Source organism: Sulfurimonas lacustris, from assembly GCF_059705355.1.
This window is the reverse complement of the sequence record NZ_AP046125.1, coordinates 1615105-1635816: the sequence shown is the minus strand read 5'-3', so window position 1 is coordinate 1635816 and position 20712 is coordinate 1615105. Positions and strand designations below refer to the sequence as shown.

Annotated in this window: 14 protein-coding genes; 3 read left to right on the top strand and 11 right to left on the bottom strand. The window is 38.8% G+C overall.

The genetic code is table 11. The annotated features are described in order from the left end of the window. Window positions 1-48: 48 nt before the first annotated feature. The 8 genes from AC6H4V_RS08420 to AC6H4V_RS08385 all read right to left on the bottom strand — a co-directional run bounded on the left by AC6H4V_RS08420 (window position 49) and on the right by AC6H4V_RS08385 (window position 6951). Window positions 49-1194: a type II secretion system protein GspD gene (locus tag AC6H4V_RS08420; protein ID WP_497606475.1), complete on the bottom strand. Its 1146-nt coding sequence runs from the start codon at window positions 1192-1194 to the stop codon at window positions 49-51. Further along, the gene (locus AC6H4V_RS08415; RefSeq protein WP_497606474.1) at window positions 1127-2272 is read right to left on the bottom strand and encodes a zonular occludens toxin domain-containing protein; all 1146 of its coding nucleotides are present in this window, start codon (window positions 2270-2272) and stop codon (window positions 1127-1129) included. The genes AC6H4V_RS08420 and AC6H4V_RS08415 overlap by 68 nt, the downstream gene beginning before the upstream one ends. After that, window positions 2269-2706 carry a hypothetical protein gene (locus tag AC6H4V_RS08410; RefSeq protein ID WP_497606473.1) on the bottom strand — a complete coding sequence of 146 codons (438 nt, stop codon included), beginning with the start codon at window positions 2704-2706 and terminating at the stop codon, window positions 2269-2271. The genes AC6H4V_RS08415 and AC6H4V_RS08410 overlap by 4 nt, the downstream gene beginning before the upstream one ends. 1 nt (window position 2707) lies before the next feature. After that, a complete protein-coding gene (locus AC6H4V_RS08405) occupies window positions 2708-4480 on the bottom strand; it encodes a hypothetical protein (RefSeq protein WP_497606472.1) in 1773 nt (590 codons plus the stop codon). A 114-nt stretch (window positions 4481-4594) separates the two neighbouring features. Then, entirely contained in the window at window positions 4595-4960 is a 366-nt protein-coding gene (locus AC6H4V_RS08400) for a hypothetical protein (protein ID WP_497606471.1), read from the bottom strand. Between the two features lie 173 nt (window positions 4961-5133). Further along, complete coding sequence (locus tag AC6H4V_RS08395) at window positions 5134-5310, bottom strand: hypothetical protein (protein ID WP_497606470.1); 177 nt, start codon at window positions 5308-5310, stop codon at window positions 5134-5136. A 603-nt stretch (window positions 5311-5913) separates the two neighbouring features. After that, window positions 5914-6264 (bottom strand): hypothetical protein, encoded by a 351-nt coding sequence (locus tag AC6H4V_RS08390; RefSeq protein ID WP_497606469.1) that lies wholly within the window; start codon window positions 6262-6264, stop codon window positions 5914-5916. A gap of 327 nt (window positions 6265-6591) precedes the next feature. Further along, the gene (locus tag AC6H4V_RS08385; RefSeq protein WP_497606468.1) at window positions 6592-6951 is read right to left on the bottom strand and encodes a hypothetical protein; all 360 of its coding nucleotides are present in this window, start codon (window positions 6949-6951) and stop codon (window positions 6592-6594) included. A gap of 140 nt (window positions 6952-7091) precedes the next feature. Between AC6H4V_RS08385 and AC6H4V_RS08380 the strand changes: the two genes are divergently transcribed. The 3 genes from AC6H4V_RS08380 (at window position 7092) to AC6H4V_RS08370 (ending at window position 16546) form a co-directional block, all read left to right on the top strand. Beyond that, window positions 7092-7292, top strand: coding sequence for a MerR family transcriptional regulator (locus tag AC6H4V_RS08380; protein ID WP_497606467.1), 201 nt, complete (start codon window positions 7092-7094; stop codon window positions 7290-7292). A 10-nt stretch (window positions 7293-7302) separates the two neighbouring features. After that, window positions 7303-7635, top strand: a complete 333-nt coding sequence (locus tag AC6H4V_RS08375) for a hypothetical protein (RefSeq protein WP_497606466.1) — start codon at window positions 7303-7305, stop codon at window positions 7633-7635. Window positions 7636-7855: 220 nt separating this feature from the next. Continuing rightward, complete coding sequence (locus AC6H4V_RS08370; protein WP_497606465.1) at window positions 7856-16546, top strand: tandem-95 repeat protein; 8691 nt, start codon at window positions 7856-7858, stop codon at window positions 16544-16546. 39 nt (window positions 16547-16585) lie between these two features. Here AC6H4V_RS08370 and AC6H4V_RS08365 read toward each other — a convergent pair whose 3' ends face one another. From AC6H4V_RS08365 to AC6H4V_RS08355, 3 genes are read right to left on the bottom strand one after another with little or no spacing between them, the layout of a single operon-like run. Continuing rightward, a complete protein-coding gene (locus tag AC6H4V_RS08365; RefSeq protein ID WP_497606464.1) occupies window positions 16586-17191 on the bottom strand; it encodes a response regulator transcription factor in 606 nt (201 codons plus the stop codon). Further along, complete coding sequence (locus tag AC6H4V_RS08360) at window positions 17192-18529, bottom strand: HlyD family type I secretion periplasmic adaptor subunit (protein ID WP_497606463.1); 1338 nt, start codon at window positions 18527-18529, stop codon at window positions 17192-17194. It abuts the gene before it with no gap. Further along, window positions 18516-20687: a type I secretion system permease/ATPase gene (locus AC6H4V_RS08355; RefSeq protein ID WP_497606462.1), complete on the bottom strand. Its 2172-nt coding sequence runs from the start codon at window positions 20685-20687 to the stop codon at window positions 18516-18518. Before AC6H4V_RS08355 ends, AC6H4V_RS08360 begins: the two co-directional genes overlap by 14 nt. Window positions 20688-20712: the final 25 nt, after the last annotated feature.

Below are 20712 nucleotides of genomic sequence, written 5' to 3'. Positions count from 1 at the left end.
TTGTTCGCAGGCTCACAAATGGGACGGAAAAGCCCACCAAAGGCACATTTACCGTATTACCTCTATTGCTATTGAGATAGTGCTGATATTCTTTTTACTTGATTCATACTTGAATAAATTACCTACAAAAGGGATATCAGAAACCAAAGGAACGGAGATAGTATCTTTAGTGCTTTTCTCTTGCTTGATACCACTAAGAATAAGAACGTCTCCATACTTCAAATTAGTATTTGATTTGAGTTGACGTTTGTAAGTTGTAGGGATGTTATCGGTAGTACTTAAAATGTCCTCAACAACCAAATCCAAATCAAGGTTTATATAGTCATCATAAATGAGCGGTTTACCGTTGATTTTAAGCCCTACGTCCTTGTAATCTATGCTTGTTTGATTTGAGTAGTTAGAAGCTTGTGTTATGACTTTTGAAGTTTGAAAAGGTATATTTGTAACAGCGGAAAATGTAAAATCTTTTGAGTGCTGGACCAAAACATGAGGGTTTTGAACAATGTTAAAATATTTTAGCTCATTAAAGAGCTTTAGAGCACCATAGAACGTAGTTCGTGGGAAAATAGGCTTAGAGCTTGAATAAGGTATTACGAACGTATCAATGACATTTTTATAACCATCAGAAGCAGAAACATAGAGAGAATTCAGCGTTAATCCTTGCTCTTTGATATCATCATCATTAACTTCAATTATTGTAAATTTGAGCGTGACTTGATTTAGTTGCGCATCAATCTTGACAATCTCATTTTTTATAACGTCTATATTGTCAGTTTCTGAAAATATTATAAAGCTGTTGATTGAATCTATAAATTGAAACTTTATATTTTTAAAAGCGAGATATTGAGAGACATTTTGAAAAGAGTTATATTTTAACTTGATAAAATAGGTGTATAGCTCTTTTTGATTCTTACTTAGATAGTAAATGCTGTCATATTGCGAAACGACATAGCCAAGCTTTTGCATAGAGTTTTTGAACAAAAAGAAAAGGTTTGTAGGGTCTAGCTCATTAGGAATAAATAGCGATATACCCTCCTTTTTTAACTCTTCATCAACAAATATATTTATATTATTATTTGTAGATACGAGTTGAACGAAATCAACCAGGGCTATACTTTTTAGATTTTCATCTGCTTTGAGTAATTGGAGATGGAGGAGTATTAGCAAAAGTATTGCCAAGAAACTTGTCTTCATGTTTGTCACTTCCTTGATTTGAGATTGAATTTAAAAACATATAAAAATCTTCACTACATGAAATGAAAAGTTTTATGTAGTTTTTGTTGATGTTTTGAGAGTAGATAAGGTTCATATTTTTTGATTTTATGAACTGAGTTACAAGCGGAACAGGAAGAGAAAGAGAGTTGTTATAACATATAGAAGTATTGCAAGAGAGAGTTAAAAATTTGGCTTCTCTGTATTGTTCGGAATTTTCACCTAAATATACTACGTTGTTTTCATTTTGGTTTGTAATAGATATAGGACTATTTTGCGGGGTTTGTGATGCACCACCAGGTATACTTTGTGCAGCTGATTTTGATGTGTTGTTGTCGGGTTCGGTATCAGTATCTCCCTTTAAAGATTCACTATAAAAATAAAAAATAGTAACAACAAGAGCGAGAAAAAGAAGAGCAAATAAAAGAAACTTTAAAATAATATTAGAACTATTTATGGTATCGCCACTTTGATAAAGTTCAAAAACTTTTGGATTGCGCTTTATCTTTATAGTGCCAGTTTTTGAAATTTGCGACATGCGAGAATTGCAATAAATGTTATATTTAAAATGAGTTTTAAAAAGAGTAAGAGACTGCGGGAAAGCTTTATAAAAAAACTCGCTAAATGATTTATATTTGGATTCTACAAGAGAAAGATTTTGAGTAATCAAGATTATTTCGTGAAAAAGATGTCTATGATAGGAGAGCCACCAAATAAGCACGGGGTCTTTGTTATCAAAAAAGTTATGCGCTTCGTCAATCACAAAAAGAGTATTTAAAATATTATGCTCTTTGCAAAACTCTATAAGTTCCTCATCCGTTGATTTTGCTTTATAAAGCTTATGGAGCTTGGTAAGATTTGCTTTTAACTCATCAAAATCAAGATAAAAACAATTTTCTACCTTGTCAAATTTAAACTCATTTATATTTGTATAACAGTTTTTAAAAGTTGCCTTTTTATCTCTTATGGCTTCTTTGTCGTTTGAAAAATTATTATAAATCTTATCAACTGCATAATAACTTTTGCCAGAACCTGGAACGCCAGTGAGAAAAGTTATCATGCTAAAGCCTGACCGAGAAGTACGCCAAGTTTGAACAATTCATTTGCAATTTGTTTAATAGCCCAGTAAGTGAACTTCATAAGATGAAAGGCTGCAATCGTAGCAAGAGAAGCAAAAAACATTGTATATGCGTTATTTATAGCACCTACAATGCCCAAAGAATCAAGCAATGAAAGAAAACAAGTAAGAGTTTGATTAGAAACACCGCCACCCGTAGCTATGTACTGAGCAGTTGAAACACCGAAATTATAGGCAGATACAAAAGAACTTATTACAAAAGCATAAAAGCCTAGAACAAAAGCAATCGTAGAAGCAGTTACGGCAAATTGAAAAGACAAAATAGCGGCGAAGCCAACATATTTGACAAGAAAGCCTTTTATAAATTTGACAATTACACCAATGCCAGAAAAAATTGCAAAAAGAGCAGCTATCATATTAATTCCCACTTCCAAAAAGATGTCTAATCAAAAATGAAAAGTTTAAAAACATAAAATAAGCTGTGAAAATATAGTAAAAAACAGGAGACAAAACAGAAAGAAAAGACAAATCAAGCACAACATGCTTGCCAAACACATTAAAAGAAGCGCATTCAAGAGAACCGCCACCGCTCATTGTAGGAGCTTGACCAGAAGTCAAGAGAGATTTAGCGTTATTGTATTGATTCATAACATCATCTAAATTACCTTGAATATTATCTTTAAAAGTAGAAAATTGAGAAGTGACACTGTCTACAAAAGAACCAAAATCAGTAAGAGCGGATTCTGCACCATCTAGAGCGGAAGTATCGGGAGAAGTGCCATCACCTTTAAGAGAATTATCAATACTTGTGAGAAGTGAATTGTTAGTATTCATCTTACCATCTATAGAAGAAAGATGTTCATTGGCAATAACTTGATTTTGAGTTGAAGTATTGGAAAATTTACCCAAAGACTTACCAAGTTCACCCAAATTTTGATTAGCTTTATTACTACCATCTAGTAAACTCTCAGCAAGACTTTTTAAATTACCAAGAAGAGATTTACTATCTTGTTGCGTATTTAAAGAATCATTAGCGATTTTTTTTAAATCATCAAGATTTTTATTTGTAGTATCTGCTTTTTCGCCTAAACCTTTTAATAAATCATTACCGATATTTTGAGATTCTAGCAAAGGAGCTAAATCAGAAGTAGTAGAGTTAGTATCAGGATTAGGAGGAGGAGTATTAGGATTAGTTGAATTAGTATCAGGAGGAGTATCTATGCGTTTTGCATAACACAAACCAGTATTAGGACATTTTAAATCATCAGGAGTTACAAAACGCATTTCAGAATATTTAATACCATCAACCAAAAGACCGCATGCAGATGAAGTTAATCCAGGACGATAATCCCAATTTATGCCAGGACGATACCAAGAAGAATCAAAATCACAATCATTTTTTAAATAATGAACATAACAATAAGGAGTATTACAACCATCTTCTAAATCAGGAAGCCATACAGCACTATCAATTTTAGTATCTCTAAAAACTAAACCTTGACAATCATTTGAATTTAAATTTGAATGAAAAGAATATTGACTAATAGGAAAAGGCGTAGAAGTAGCATAACCCTTGTTTGCACCTAAACAACCATTTGTGGGAGAAGGCATAGAGTTGCCGTATCCATTGGCGTCAGGGTCTTTATAATTAGGAATACCATCCCCGTCAATATCTGGGTCAATACCATTATTTTTACCATTACCATCACAATCTAAAATCAAAAAGTCGGGGTGGTCAAAGTCGCATTTATCTGGAATTGTATCGCCATCAGCATCAGGAGCAGGGGGAGCGACACACGTATCAGTGTCAGAGTTCCAAATTTGACCATTTGGACAAGTAGGAGGAACAGCACAAGAAAAACCAATAATTTCCTGACCATAAGGACAAGAAGTAGGAATACATGCCAATTTTTGGGAATCATAAGAAGTTCCCGAAGGACAAGTAGCACCGCCGCAAGCCCAATATGCACGATAAGATGATCCTGGATAAAAAACATGACTGTTTAAAGATGTAGAAAAGCCAAGATACTGGAATGTAGGATTAATATCATTACGAACTGCATTGGGAAATTCAGAAATATTTAAATTATTTTGAACACATTCCATATAACCAGAAGTATTTGTAAAATAAAGCGTATAAGAAAACAAATAACTGTTTAAAAACAAAACTAGAAAAAGTATCTTTTTCATATTAGTGTCTTGTAAGAGCTAAAGCACCAAAAAGAGGAGCTATAACAGCGGTTAAGTTTATAAGTATGGAAGCGAAATAGTTTATCGTTGGTATATCTGTTATTTCTATGTAGATCATCTTTTGCCGCCTACGTTAGTAAAGATTTGAGTTGTAAAGAACATGAACGTTGCGCCAAAGATTAAGCCCATGAGAGCCATTAAGAAATGGAAACCGTCTTGTGTCATTCCTAAGATGTAAGCGGTGTTTGGTCTGCAAGTCTGGTCTGATGCTTGATATATAAAATTGGGTACAACTTTTAAAGTGTAGTTGTCTGTCGTTGTAGAGTACCAAGTGTTATTGTCAGAGCGGAGATAGTAGAAAGAACCGTTTTTTATGTAGAAATCTTCTATACAGTAACCATTAGCGTCTAAGAGCATAGAAGCGTTCAGAGTTGAGATATTTAAAAAGATTATGAATGTTAATGTTTTTAGATATTTCATTTTGTCACTTCCTTTTTTTGATTTTTAAATCCCAGTAACTCGTTAGGGAGTTAGTGGGATTTAAGCAAGATTATTGCTTTGTTTACTCCCCACATGACACCAAGAGCAACAAGAAAAACGCTAAAAGTAGCGGTTATCACTTCAAGGTTAATGACAGGAAGCACAGGCATTTTTTAGCCTCTTAAAAGCCCAAGAGCTTTTCTAACAGCATAGAAAGCACCCATAGCAACAACAACCGCACCAGCAACTGTCATAAAGTCAGTTTGAGAAATTGGGTCAATAGTAAGAGCCGCTTGAGCTTGTACAGCCATTAAACCAACAACGCCAAGAAGAGAAAGAAACTTTTTCATAAGAACACCTTTTTAAGGAAAATTTTGTTTTTCGGCATACTCTTAACCGCTAAGCGACCCGAATTTTAGAGAGGATTGAATCTCTCATGCTTCTTAGTTTACAAACTATCTCTTTATCTTTGCAGTTCTTGATTGAGTGTTGCAGAGAATAGAGATTTAAGAGTTTGTATCTGTTCACTTTTTAACCTTTTTTTTATTATTACCCTGCGGGGCTTTTTTGTTGAGAGCCTAGCCCGAGCCTGAATTTACTAACAAGTGGATTAAATTCCCCAAATTCTCAACAATAAGGGCGTTCCCCTAAAGGGGGCGGGCTTGAATTTTGTAAACAAAACCAGTACACGGTACATGTCACAAGTGTTCTAATCCCTAACGCAAGAGCAAAGAGCCTTTTTTCTCCCGAGGTAACATCATCTTGCCTTTATGATATATTGGCGGGGGTCTAGCGTAACTCTTCCGTGCTTGAACCCGTTTGCATTTTCTCATTTAGAAGAAAGTTTCACTTTCAGCTGACGCTGTGTAGCTATTCCCTCTTTTTTCCTAAATTTATCTTTTTAGCAACTCTCTAACCATCCCGCCTTACAGGCTAGTACCTGCGGTGCTTATCTACTTTACAGCCGCTTTTGCTTCAACTTTTATCATGCTCATAAATGAATCTTTGAGTTCAAACATAGGCGTGTTTTTATCTGGATACCATTTTTGACCTTTTGCGCTTGAATCCATTACGTAAGGAACTGCAACATATTTGTGTTCCAAGTCTTTATACTTTTTATAGTCGGTAGCTTCTAAGATTTGCTTATCCATAGAGTAGTTAATATCTCCGTTATCATCTGGAACTTCGCTCTCAACTGTTACCTCTATTTTAGGGATATTTTCAGTCCACTTACTATCTACGAAACCATCTAGTTCGATTCTGCGAACCGCTTTAATCTTGCCAATCATAAGAACATTTATCATTTGTCACTCCTCAGTGTTTTTGTATTTTTTGTTACTTAACTACTGTCATAATTAAGTACTTAGAACATAAAAAGATATTTTTTTTGAATAGGAAAAAATTAACCTATCTGTGGTTTATGTTGCTTTTTATGCTCTAAGTACCTAACTCATCACTTTTATTTTTAACCCCCGAGAAGTGACTGACGGGGAGAGACTAGCTTTTTACGAGTTCTAACTCAATGCTCGTGATATCAACGACTTACTCCAAACTCTGCATGCAGTTCCGTGGATGCGTATCTATCTTGCTTAACGACTTATGGGAACTTTGAAGAGTTGAAAGCGTAGGTATCATGCTGCACAACATCTTAAAAGAATTTGCTCATGATTCTCTAGTGTCTCAAAACCTAATTTTTTGAGTTTACGCTTATAAGATTTAAAGTTTTTTTCTTCAAGTGATAAATCATGAACCAAACGTTCAATAATGAAATTGCTATCAGAGGAGAGAAGAAGATTTTCTATATCTTCAATAATAAGTGAAACGTAAGAAGTAGGATAACCGTAAAAACTCATGTCATTTACGAGTTTAAGAGCTTTTTTGCTATCATAGAGCAAAGAAGTGACACTGCCACCAACATTATTTAAACCATTAGCAAATGGCTCTTTATTCTGAGTTTTAAGAGAGAGAGGGATTTTAGTTCTAGTCTGCATTGTCACTTCCTTTGGTTTGTAATATTTACATATATACAACTCTTGTATTGTAACTATTACAAACTTAAACTTTAATAAAAAATAAGCCTATTTTTGTATATATTACATAAAAATAGCGATAATTTTGAAAGAATTACAAAATGAACAAAAATGAATTAGCAGATTTATTAGGAATATCATTAAAAACACTATATAACTGGGAAAAAGAGAAACCTGATTTAGTGAGATTAGTAAACCAAGGTATGGCACTTGATGAGAGCATAGAAGAGACAAAGCGACATCTGGAGAGATTAGAACAAATCAAAAAAGATGCTAGTAATGGCAAATTTAAATTAAAATAAGGAGTGACAAATGAAAATTTTAATAATCTTAATATTGATAATAAATCTATATGCGGAAAAAACAGTAAAAATAAAATTAAATAATTATAACGACACAATAAAATATAAATTTACATATACAAATCCACTAAACCAAACAAATTATTTAGAAGATGAAAGAGGAACTAAATTCTTTTTAAAAAATGAATTTCCAAAAGGAAAAACTGTAACAGCAAAAACAACACAAGGAAGATTAGTTAATGGAAAAATAGAAAACAAAACAGAATTTAAAAATTATAAAATTTACGAATTAATGTGTATAAAAGAAAAAGAAACATATTTTGATTGCATAGAAGCAGATTAATAAAATAGGGATAAGAATTTTTCAAATCCCTCCCTATCCACCACAAAGCCCTATTTTAGGAAGTTTCAAAGCCCTTAAAAAAGATTACAAAATCCCTCCCTATCCCGTCATTTGATTTTACGTATCTGATATATTTACTATCACTCTGTACTTGAGTACAATATGCTTTTTCTAGAAAATAAAATAATATAATAAAAAATTATATCTTTTGGAGCGTGCTATGTTGTCAATTGTCGGAAAAGTAAAGAGTGTAAATGGTCTTTTTAATGTAAAAAGCAGTGATGGTTCTGAGCGCAAAGTAATTGTTGGTGAGAATGTTTACGAACAAGAGATGATAGCTGGTGAACAAAAAAACAGCCCTAAAGATAGTCTGGTTCTCTTACTTAACGATGGCTTCGAGCTTGTTGTTCTTGGAAATACAAAGCAGCTCTTGGACAGTTCCCTTTTGGCTGAAGCCTTTACAAAAGAAGAAACTGTTACGCAAAAAGATTCATTTTTGACTCTTTTAGAGGCGAATAACAACATAGAAAATGTAGAAGATTTAGAGACAGCTGCTGGTGAAACTGTAGTTACCCAGTCAACCGAAAGTCCAGAAGCAGTTTTTTTGGCGACAAACTATACGCTTTCAAATATCAATACAGATCTCTACGAGAGAAGCTTCCAAGATGATTTGTCAGATTTTGGTATTGATATCAATGAAGATATCCGCCGCACAGATGCTAATGATACGCTAAGTATCACAGTTACTCCAATAGCAACTCTCACTGAAGAGAGCGTAACTGCAGGAACTACAGTAGCGACATCAGTAGCAAGCGATGAGGATGGCGGAGCTATTACATTTACAATCGATGATACAACTAACTATGCAATCGACTCTGCAACCGGAGAGGTTACACTCACTACACAAGGAGCTGCAATCGTAAATGGCGGAGCAGACCTTCCAAACTTTACAGTAACTGCAACATCTTCTAACTCTACAGCAAACCAAGAGGTAAACCCTGCTAATACTACAACAGTAAATGATAACCCAGTTGCCATGAATGATGAATACAGTAATACAAGTGGAGTTGGATATCTTACTGGAATTTTAGGTTCTAATGCTGCTAAAGATGTTTACACATTTACTCATAATGGAGGAGCACTCACATTTGATTCATTGAGTGAAAAAGGTTCAGATAACAGCGGAAATAATCAAGACGCGATATATAACGATTTGGATGGTAGTGGCACACAGCAAGAGATGGATATATGGCTTGAAATTTATGACTCAAACGGTATTATGATTGCACAAAACGATGACAGTAACGAAACATTTAGTGATGGATCTTTACATCGATACGACTCCTATATACATTTTGACAATCTTGCGGCTGGAGAGTATCGTATAGAAATCTCTTCATATGCTTCTGCTTCGTCTGGTCCATATAAGATTACTGTAACTGGTGATGCTGTGGTAAACCAAAATCCATTAACAGTTGCAGAGGATTCCTCTCTTATTGTAGACAATACTCTATTACTTAGCAATGATACGGATGAGGATGGAGATTCAATTTCAATTGTCTCTGTTCAGGATGCAACGCATGGTGTAGTAAGTATAAACGCAAACGGAGATGTTGTTTTTACACCAGAAGCAAATTACAATGGTGAAGCAACTTTTACATACACTATTAGTGATGGTAATAGTGGGACTGATACCGCAACTGTAAAACTAAATATTACTCCTATAAACGATGCACCTATAATTACAGTTACGCAGGTAAACAATTTCACTGAAGACGACCCTACAAACCATGTAGGCTCTGTAGTTGCAACTTACACTACACACGATGAAGAGGGCTCTGCTGTAACTGTTACTCTAAGTGATACAACTAACTATACACTAGGAACAGGCACTGAGGCAGGTAAAGTTCTATTAACTCAAGCAGGACTAGACTTAGTAAATAGCGGAGCTGATTTACCAGCATTTACACTTACTCCAAACGATGGAACAATTGATGGCACTCCTACAAATATTGATCCAACTGTTGGCAACATAGATGACGCAGGAAGCGTTACAATCCTAGGAACCGCAGAACAGGGTCAAACGCTTACAACTTCACTCACAGACCCAGATGGTATTACGGGAACTCCTCTTTATACATGGCTGGTTGATGGAGCAGCAGTAGCAAATCCAAACACAGATACAAGCACATTTACACTCACTCAAGCAGAGGTTGGTAAAACTATCAGCGTATCGGTAACTTACAGCGATGAGTTTGGCAGCCACACCGTAACTGATGCAATCGATGCTTCAAACAACGGCGGAACAACTGTTGGCAACATAGATGACGCAGGAAGCGTTACAATCTTAGGAACCGCAGAACAGGGTCAAACTCTTACTACTGCACTCACAGACCCAGACGGTATTACAGCAGGAACACCTGTTTATACATGGCTGGTTGATGGAGCAGCAGTAGTAAATCCAAACACAGATACAAGCACATTTACACTCACTCAAGCAGAGGTTGGTAAAACTATCAGCGTATCTGTAACTTACAGCGATGAGTTTGGCAGCCACACCGTAACTGATGCAATCGATGCTTCAAACAACGGCGGAACAACTGTTGGCAACATAGATGACGCAGGAAGCGTTACAATCTTAGGAACCGCAGAACAGGGTCAAACTCTTACTACTGCACTCACAGACCCAGATGGTATTACAGCAGGAACTCCTCTTTATACATGGCTAGTTGATGGAGTAGCAGTAGCAAATCCAAACACAGATACAAGCACATTTACACTCACTCAAGCAGAGGTTGGTAAAACTATCAGCGTATCTGTAACTTACAGCGATGAGTTTGGCAGCCACACCGTAACTGATGCAATCGATGCTTCAAACAACGGCGGAACAACTGTTGGCAACATAGATGACGCAGGAAGCGTTACAATCTTAGGAACCGCAGAACAGGGTCAAACTCTTACTACTGCACTCACAGACCCAGATGGTATTACAGCAGGAACTCCTCTTTATACATGGCTAGTTGATGGAGTAGCAGTAGCAAATCCAAACACAGATACAAGCACATTTACACTCACTCAAGCAGAGGTTGGTAAAACTATCAGCGTATCAGTTACATACACAGATGAGTTTGGCAGCCACACCGTAACTGATGCAATCGATGCTTCAAACAACGGCGGAACAACTGTTGGCAACATAGATGACGCAGGAAGCGTTACAATCTTAGGAACCGCAGAACAGGGTCAAACTCTTACTACTGCACTCACAGACCCAGACGGTATTACAGCAGGAACACCTGTTTATACATGGCTGGTTGATGGAGCAGCAGTAGTAAATCCAAACACAGATACAAGCACATTTACACTCACTCAAGCAGAGGTTGGTAAAACTATCAGCGTATCTGTAACTTACAGCGATGAGTTTGGAAGTCATACAGTAACTGATGCAATCGATGCTTCAAACAACGGCGGAACAACTGTTGGCAACATAGATGACGCAGGAAGCGTTACAATCCTAGGAACCGCAGAACAGGGTCAAACTCTTACTACTGCACTCACAGACCCAGACGGTATTACAGCAGGAACACCTGTTTATACATGGCTGGTTGATGGCGCAGCAGTAGCAAATCCAAACACAGATACAAGCACATTTACACTCACTCAAGCAGAGGTTGGTAAAACTATCAGCGTATCGGTAACTTACAGCGATGAGTTTGGCAGCCACACCGTAACTGATGCAATCGATGCTTCAAACAACGGCGGAACAACTGTTGGCAACATAGATGACGCAGGAAGCGTTACAATCCTAGGAACCGCAGAACAGGGTCAAACTCTTACTACTGCACTCACAGACCCAGACGGTATTACAGCAGGAACACCTGTTTATACATGGCTGGTTGATGGCGCAGCAGTAGCAAATCCAAACACAGATACAAGCACATTTACACTCACTCAAGCAGAGGTTGGTAAAACTATCAGCGTATCGGTAACTTACAGCGATGAGTTTGGCAGCCACACCGTAACTGATGCAATCGATGCTTCAAACAACGGCGGAACAACTGTTGGCAACATAGATGACGCAGGAAGCGTTACAATCCTAGGAACCGCAGAACAGGGTCAAACTCTTACTACTGCACTCACAGACCCAGACGGTATTACAGCAGGAACACCTGTTTATACATGGCTGGTTGATGGCGCAGCAGTAGTAAATCCAAACACAGATACAAGCACATTTACACTCACTCAAGCAGAGGTTGGTAAAACTATCAGCGTATCGGTAACTTACAGCGATGAGTTTGGCAGCCACACCGTAACTGATGCAATCGATGCTTCAAACAACGGCGGAACAACTGTTGGCAACATAGATGACGCAGGAAGCGTTACAATCCTAGGAACCGCAGAACAGGGTCAAACTCTTACTACTGCACTCACAGACCCAGACGGTATTACAGCAGGAACACCTGTTTATACATGGCTGGTTGATGGCGCAGCAGTAGCAAATCCAAACACAGATACAAGCACATTTACACTCACTCAAGCAGAAGTTGGTAAAACTATCAGCGTATCTGTAACTTACAGCGATGAGTTTGGAAGCCACACCGTAACTGACGCTATCGATGCAGCAAACGGCGGAACAACTGTTGGCAACATAGATGACGCAGGAAGCGTTACAATCCTAGGAACTGCAGAACAGGGTCAAACTCTTACTACTGCACTCACAGACCCAGATGGTATTACAGCAGGAACTCCTGTTTATGCATGGCTGGTTGATGGCGCAGCAGTAGCAAATCCAAACACAGATACAAGCACATTTACACTCACTCAAGCAGAGGTTGGTAAAACTATCAGCGTATCAGTTACATACACAGATGAGTTTGGCAGCCACACCGTAACTGATGCAATCGATGCTTCAAACAACGGCGGAACAACTGTTGGCAACATAGATGACGCAGGAAGCGTTACAATCTTAGGAACCGCAGAACAGGGTCAAACTCTTACTACTGCACTCACAGACCCAGATGGTATTACAGCAGGAACTCCTCTTTATACATGGCTGGTTGATGGAGCAGCAGTAGTAAATCCAAACACAGATACAAGCACATTTACACTCACTCAAGCAGAGGTTGGTAAAACTATCAGCGTATCGGTAACTTACAGCGATGAGTTTGGCAGCCACACCGTAACTGATGCAATCGATGCTTCAAACAACGGCGGAACAACTGTTGGCAACATAGATGACGCAGGAAGCGTTACAATCTTAGGAACCGCAGAACAGGGTCAAACTCTTACTACTGCACTCACAGACCCAGATGGTATTACAGCAGGAACTCCTCTTTATACATGGCTGGTTGATGGAGTAGCAGTAGCAAATCCAAACACAGATACAAGCACATTTACACTCACTCAAGCAGAGGTTGGTAAAACTATCAGCGTATCAGTTACATACACAGATGAGTTTGGCAGCCACACCGTAACTGATGCAATCGATGCTTCAAACAACGGCGGAACAACTGTTGGCAACATAGATGACGCAGGAAGCGTTACAATCTTAGGAACCGCAGAACAGGGTCAAACTCTTACTACTGCACTCACAGACCCAGATGGTATTACAGCAGGAACTCCTCTTTATACATGGCTGGTTGATGGAGCAGCAGTAGTAAATCCAAACACAGATACAAGCACATTTACACTCACTCAAGCAGAGGTTGGTAAAACTATCAGCGTATCGGTAACTTACAGCGATGAGTTTGGCAGCCACACCGTAACTGATGCAATCGATGCTTCAAACAACGGCGGAACAACTGTTGGCAACATAGATGACGCAGGAAGCGTTACAATCCTAGGAACCGCAGAACAGGGTCAAACTCTTACTACTGCACTCACAGACCCAGACGGTATTACAGCAGGAACACCTGTTTATACATGGCTGGTTGATGGCGCAGCAGTAGCAAATCCAAACACAGATACAAGCACATTTACACTCACTCAAGCAGAGGTTGGTAAAACTATCAGCGTATCGGTAACTTACAGCGATGAGTTTGGAAGTCATACAGTAACTGATGCTATCGATGCTTCAAACGGTGGAACAACAGTTGGCAATATTAACGACGCTCCAATCGCAAATGATGATGTTATGGTTACTGGTTTACGTGGCGAATATTATGGGTATACGGATGGTGTGGATGGTGCAAACTTAACCAATCTGACTCAAATTCGTACTTTTATGGCAAACAATGCGCCAGATGCATTATTTACACCAACTTTATTAAATTATACTTCAGGCAGTGGCAATCTTGGCAATGGGACAAATTTACAAACATTTTTAGGATCTGATGCTGCTTCGCTAAGTAATGATCCTGCTAACACAAGTGATGCTATATTGCATATGAGTGGAAATATATCATTGGATGCGGGTACTTACAATTTTAGAGTTACTGCTGATGATGGGTATACTATTTTAATTGATGGAGTGGCGGTTGCTACTGTAAATCAAAATCAAGGCTCTACCGCAACGGAGCATACCGCTTTTGCTATAGCAACTAGTGGAGAGCACTCTATTGAGATTATTTACTGGGATCAAGGTGGGGATTATCAGTTCAAAGTTGAATTACAAAACGGCTCAAGCGGTTATAATGTTCTTGATGTTGCAAATGCTACACATGCGCTAAGCACAGCTGAAGATATACCTTTAAACAATATCAATGTGCTTGGTAACGATAGCGATTTAGATGGTGATACACTAAGCGTTACCTCGGCAACTAGCCCTAATGGAGTGGTGGTTATAAACCCTGATGGAACGTTAAACTTTACACCAAATGCTAATTTTAATGGCAATACAACGATAAGCTATACTATAAGCGATGGCAATGGAGGAGAAGATACCGCTCAAGTTCATATAAATGTCACAGCTGTAAACGATGCACCTACAATCATCATCGCAGATATGAATGGCGGCTCAGTAGCTGGTCATATAACAGTAGAAGAGAGCGCTATGAACAGTGGAAGCAATAGCTCTTCAACGGCAGAGAGTGTTAGTGGCACATTTACTATTGCAGATGCAGAGGGATTGGCATCTATTAGTATTGGCGGCTCAACAATTACAGCTGCTTCAACTACCCAGTATACAGTAAGTAATGGCTATATAACAATTGATAGCTTTGATGCAAACAGCGGTGTTGTTGGCTACACATATACTTTAACAGCTCCAACATCAGGAGACAATGTAGTAGTTCCAATAACAATAGTGGTAACAGACACAAGTGGTGTTTCTACAAATGCAGATTTAAATATTAGAGTTATAGATGATGCACCAACTATTCAAAATTTCTCAGCGACATTTGTTCCATCTGAGATAAATACGAATTTAATGGTAGTCCTTGACCTATCTGGTAGTATGGATTGGGAGTTAGGAGACGATACATCTCCAGAAGCTGGAGAGATATCACGTCTTGCAATGGCAAAAGATGCTCTTGTGAACTTAGTTGACAAATATGACGCTCTAGGTGAAGTGAAGGTTATGTTAGTCACATTTAGTGACAATGCGACTCAAGAGACAGCTTATTGGATGAGCGTAAATGATATCAAATCAGTTATAGCGGACCTTGAAGCAAGTGGCAGTACAAACTATGATGCCGCACTTGCTAAGGCTATGTCTGCATTTGCAACTACTGATGGTAAACTAACTGGAAGTGATGTGCAAAATGTCTCTTATTTCCTATCGGATGGTGACCCAACTTTGGGAATGGATACTAAAAACAATGGTGTTTATGATTTAACTGGAACAAATCAGACAACATGGAAAGAAGGCTCATGGCCAAATAAAGTGAGTTTTAATGATGTGGGAATACAAGCTTCAGAGGAAAATATCTGGAAGGATTTCTTGGTAGAAAACAGTATCCTCTCTCACGCCATAGGTATTAATGTTGATGCAATGAACCCTATAGCGTTTGACGGTATCCGTGAGATAGATATCGATGCAAAAGCGATAGCTACTTTGGCAGATTTAAATGCGACACTTGCTACAACCGTTCCTCTTCAGCCTATTACGGGTGTTTTATCTGGAAATATAGATAGCGGATTTGGAGCTGATGGCGGATATGTTGCAACATTTAAAGTTGATGGAGTTACATATGTTTATGACAAGCAAACACAAGGGATATCATACTCTGGTACAGTGCCATCTGGACATAGTTATTACTGGACTTTGGATGGAGCTAGTCATATCTTAGAGATCACTACATCACACTCAGCAGTTGTAACTGTAAATATGGATAGCGGTGAAGCTTCATTTAGAGCACCAGGATATGTTGTGAGTGGATATGATGAAACATTTGATTATACTTTAAGGGATAATGATGGAGATGTGGTATCAACACAGCAGAGTGCTATTATTCATGTTGATGCAACGCCAGTTTCTCTTACAAATATAAATATATTTGGAACAGACGGAAACGATACCTTAAATGCAACAGACGCTAACGAAACACTTATAGGTGGAAGTGGCAACGATACCTTAAATGGAAATGGCGGTAATGACGTACTGATAGGTGGAGCTGGTAATGACATTTTAGATGGCGGAGCTGGAGTAAACACGTATGATGGCGGAGTAGGGTATGACATACTTATCGTTGAGGCTGCTATTGATTTTAGTAAAGTTAGCAATGTCGAAGAGTTAAATCTAGGTGAGGGAGCGCAGAATATAGCTCTTGCTCTGAGTGATGTACTTGCTATGACAGATGCAGACAATGACCTTTTCATAACAGGAGACAGTAGCGATAGCGTTGCTCTGCAAACTTCTGATACTTGGGTGAAGTCAGCAACGCAATCACAAGTCGGGTTCAATGAATATACATCAACACAAGACGCAACCGTAAAACTTCAGATTCAAGAAGATCTTACTGTTTCACACTCATAAAAACCCTCACATGTAGAAAATCTCTACATGTGAAAAAAACTACTTCAAAAGTAAAATCAACGAAACCCTGTCATTTACATGTAATTTAGAAAATATAGAGCTGACATGGGCTTTTACTGTTCGTGTCGTGATGTCCAGCAAAGAGGCTATAGCGTCGTTTGTAAGTCCTTGGAGGATAAGCGTAAGCACTGCTGTTTCTTTTTCTGAAAGTCTCTCTTCTACTAGCTTTTGGGACTCTTCGCTTAGGCTATTTTGAGTGTTTTTTAGAGCTAAAGATGCTGTGAGTTCCGGATAGCTCCATAGATTTCCATCGGCGACGCTTTGAAGCATTTGCATAAAGTGAACGGCGTGCATTCTTGCATTTGCGTAGGCTTTTACTCCGCGAAAGAGGAGCATTTTTCCCGTAACGACTGAGGGAGCTCTTTCAAGGACGATGCAGTTTTGCGGAAGAGCCGCTGAAGCGATGAGGCTGTTTATCTCCGATGCGACTGTGTCATAGTCAACGATAAGAACTGTTTGCGCGTCTTTGTCAAGCGCACTCATAAGAGAAGGCATATCGTGGCATAGAAGAGTTGTTGTTTTTTCTATCTTTTTTTTCCACTCGTCAAGAAGCAGTATGTCTGTGCCAAAAAGGATGATTTTCATCTATTTTTCCGAAAAAACATACTCTTTGGACTTGAGTATAGGTTTTAGGATGTACTCCATCACTGTTTTTTTGCCTGTTACGATATCTACATTTACCGTCATCCCTGGGATGATGTGGAGCGGTTTTTCCGGCGTACCAAGATAGTTTTTCTCAGTAATGACATGAATCACATAAAATGTGTTCTCTTTGTTGTCTGTTATGGTGTCAGGTGAGATGTTGATAACCTTGCCGACAAGCCCGCCGTGGATAGCAAAATCATACGCGGAGACTTTTACTTTTGCCTCTGCCCCTGGGTGGATAAATGCGATGTCGCTTGGCTTGATTTTGATCTCAAGATAGAGTTTTTGGCTTGTCGGAACGATTTCTACGAGGTCTGCTCCTGGTTTGACAACTCCGCCTATGGTGTTGATGAAGAGCTTTTGCACAATCCCCTCAACCGGTGATTTGACCATAGTTCTCTCTACCTGATCACTATAGGCAACCTGCTGTGTTTGAAGTCTGGATATCTCTGCTACAACCTCGTTGAGCTCTTTTTTGGCAGTGTTGATAAAGAGCTGTTTTGACTCTTCTCGTTTGTTTTTTGTCTCTTCTATAGAAGCACTTAGTCTTGGAAGCGAGAGTTTTGTCGCTTCTATGTCGTTTTCAATCGTACTTGCTTCACGTTGCAGTTTCAAAAAATCAACTCTTGATTTTACACCCTCTTTAACCATAGGTTCTGTCATTGCAATCTCTTCTGTAACAAACTTTAAAGATTTTTGCAAAGAGTGTACTTTAGCGCTTGCCTCTTTGTAGGCTTGTTGTTTTTGTTCTATCTGGTTTACAAAAGAGCTGTCTTTTGCATTGAACTCTGTTTTATTGGAGTTGTAGAGATTTTGAGCTAATTTTATCTGTCGTTTAAACTCTTCATCTGCTACTTCCGGAGCTTGGAACTCCAACACATTGGCTTGAGCATAGAGCCTCAATCGTTTGGCTTCAAGCTCATAGTATGTCATTTCGTTTGTACGGGAGGTGGAGACTGACTTTGCGTTGTCGATTTTTAAGATAACCTCTCCCTCTTTTACGATTTGTCCCTCTTCGACCAAGATGGATTCGACGATGCCACCTTCAAGATTTTGGATAATTTTGTTCTGTCCGTAAGGGATGACATCCCCGTCTCCGCGTGTTATCTCATCGACTTCTGCGAACGATGCCCAGATGACAAACGCAGCGATGGTAAAGAGCCAAATCTTGATAACTCTGCTCATTTTTGAAGGTGTCTGCTCTAAAACAGCCGCACTGAGGCTGTTCATAAAGTTGTAGTCATTTTTTGTATATTCAAGAGGTCTATTTTTTTTCATTTGAACCCCCTTTTTGGAGCTGCAAAAGTGCTTCTTCTTTTGGCGCATCTATAAAAACTCTTCCCTCGTTCATAACGATAACCCTCTCAACCAGAGCTAAGAGCGTCATTTTTTGTGTTACTAAAAGCGTAGTTTTTTCCCTCAAAGCAAGAGCCATATTTTCAAGAAGTTTTGCCTCTGTCATCTGATCCATAGCATTGCTCGGTTCATCCATAAGCATGATAGGCGCATCAAGCAAGAACGCCCGTGCGATACCTATGCTTTGTCTCTGCCCACCGGAAAGCCCTTGACCACGTTCGCCTATAGGCATCTCATACCCTTTTGGGTGTTTTTTGATAAACTCAGACGTTGTGCTGATTTGTGCGGCATCAAGCATAGCAGCGTCACTTGCGTGAGATGCGCGAAAGGTGATATTCTCTTTGACTGTGCCTCTAAAGAGCATGATATCTTGCGAGACATAGCCTATGTTTTTTCTCAAATCCGCAGGGTCTATCTGCTTGATGTCGATGCCGTCTATGAGGATTTGTCCGCTATCAGGCTCATAAAGCCCTAAAATAAGCTTTTGAATCGTACTTTTCCCTGAACCTATGCGCCCTATGATGGCAACATGCTCTTTTGGGCTAATGACAAAAGAGACATTTTTAAGCACTTGGATTTCTGTGTTTGGGTAGGTAAAATTGACATTTACAAACTCTATATGACCGCTAAAGTCTGGTTTTTCAACAAATTTTTTACCGCTTGGACGCTCGCTTGGCTGTGAAATAATCTCATTGAGTGTCTCATAAGATGTTTTAGTCTCTTCATAGTTTGTCAAAAGTGCCGCCACCTGACCCATCGGGGCGACTGTTCTGGATGTTAAGATAACGATGGCGATAAGCCCACCCATGGAGAGTTCAAAATCTCTGATAAGGTAAACACCAAAAACAACAATCATGATAGTGTTAAGCTGAATAAAAAAGTTTGTCACCGTAGGTATGGATGCAGATAGAAGACGTGATTTGAGGCTTTTAGCAGCTATTTCGCCTGTGGACTCTTCCCAGTTCCATTGTGTTTGATTTACCGCGCCGAGAGTTTTGAGTGTCTCTATGTTGTTAAGTGCTTCTATAAGGATAGCGTTCTTTTTCGCACTTGCCTCATGTGTGCTCTCTATGCTCTCTTGAAGCGGTTTTTTTATCAAAAATGCATAAGCGATAATGAGCAGGATTGTTAAGATAGGAATGATGACAATCATCCCTCCGATGTACCCAATGACAAGAAGAAAAATAACAGTAAAAGGAAGGTCTATAACTGCTGCCATAGTTGCGTTTGTTAAAAAACTTCTGATGGAGTCAAAGTCTTTGATGTTGCTTGCAAAAGAGCCTACCGATGCCGGATGATGAGCCATTTTAAGATCAAGCACTTTTTCAAAGATGATGGAAGACATGATAACATCGCTCTTTTTGGCGGCAGTTTCAAGCAGATAGGTTCTGCTAAATTTTAAAAATGTGTCAATAATAAAAACTATACCGACACCTATAGCAAAAACCCAAAGGGTCTCAATTGCGTTGTTAGGGATAACTCTATCATAAACATTCATAGTAAAGAGCGGAGAGGCCAAAACAAAGAGGTTTAGAAGCAGTGAAGCGTACAAGACATCTTTATATATGGGCATAGAGAGCTTGATGGTGTTCCAAAACCAATGTTTTTGGTCGAGATGGAGTGTTCTTGAGTTTTTATCACTATACTCAAAAGCCTTTTTTATCATAAAACCAAAGCCGATGTACTCCTCCGCTAAAACATCTATCGCCACCCACTGCTCAAGCGGTTCTTCGGCGGGAATGACGATTTTTGCCATACTTTTGTCTTGGCTAAAGCTATCTAAGATGCATGCGCCTTGGTTGCTTGAGAGCAAGATAATCATAGGGAGTTGCAGTGGAGATATCTGCTCAAGCGGACGCTTGATAAGTGATGATTTAAGCCCCGCCTTCTCTGCTGCACGAGAAAAAAGAGCTTTGGAGTTGTCTATGGAGAAGAGTTCAGGCGCATCACTACCGGGTTCTATGGGCAATCCGGCAGTAAGCGCTTCAGCAGAAAAGGGTTTATGGTAGAGTTTGGTAAAGAGAACCAAGCTCTCAAGCAGAGCGTCCATTCTCAAGTTTTGAGCAGTAGTATCAACCATTCAGTGCCTTCTTAAAATTTTTATC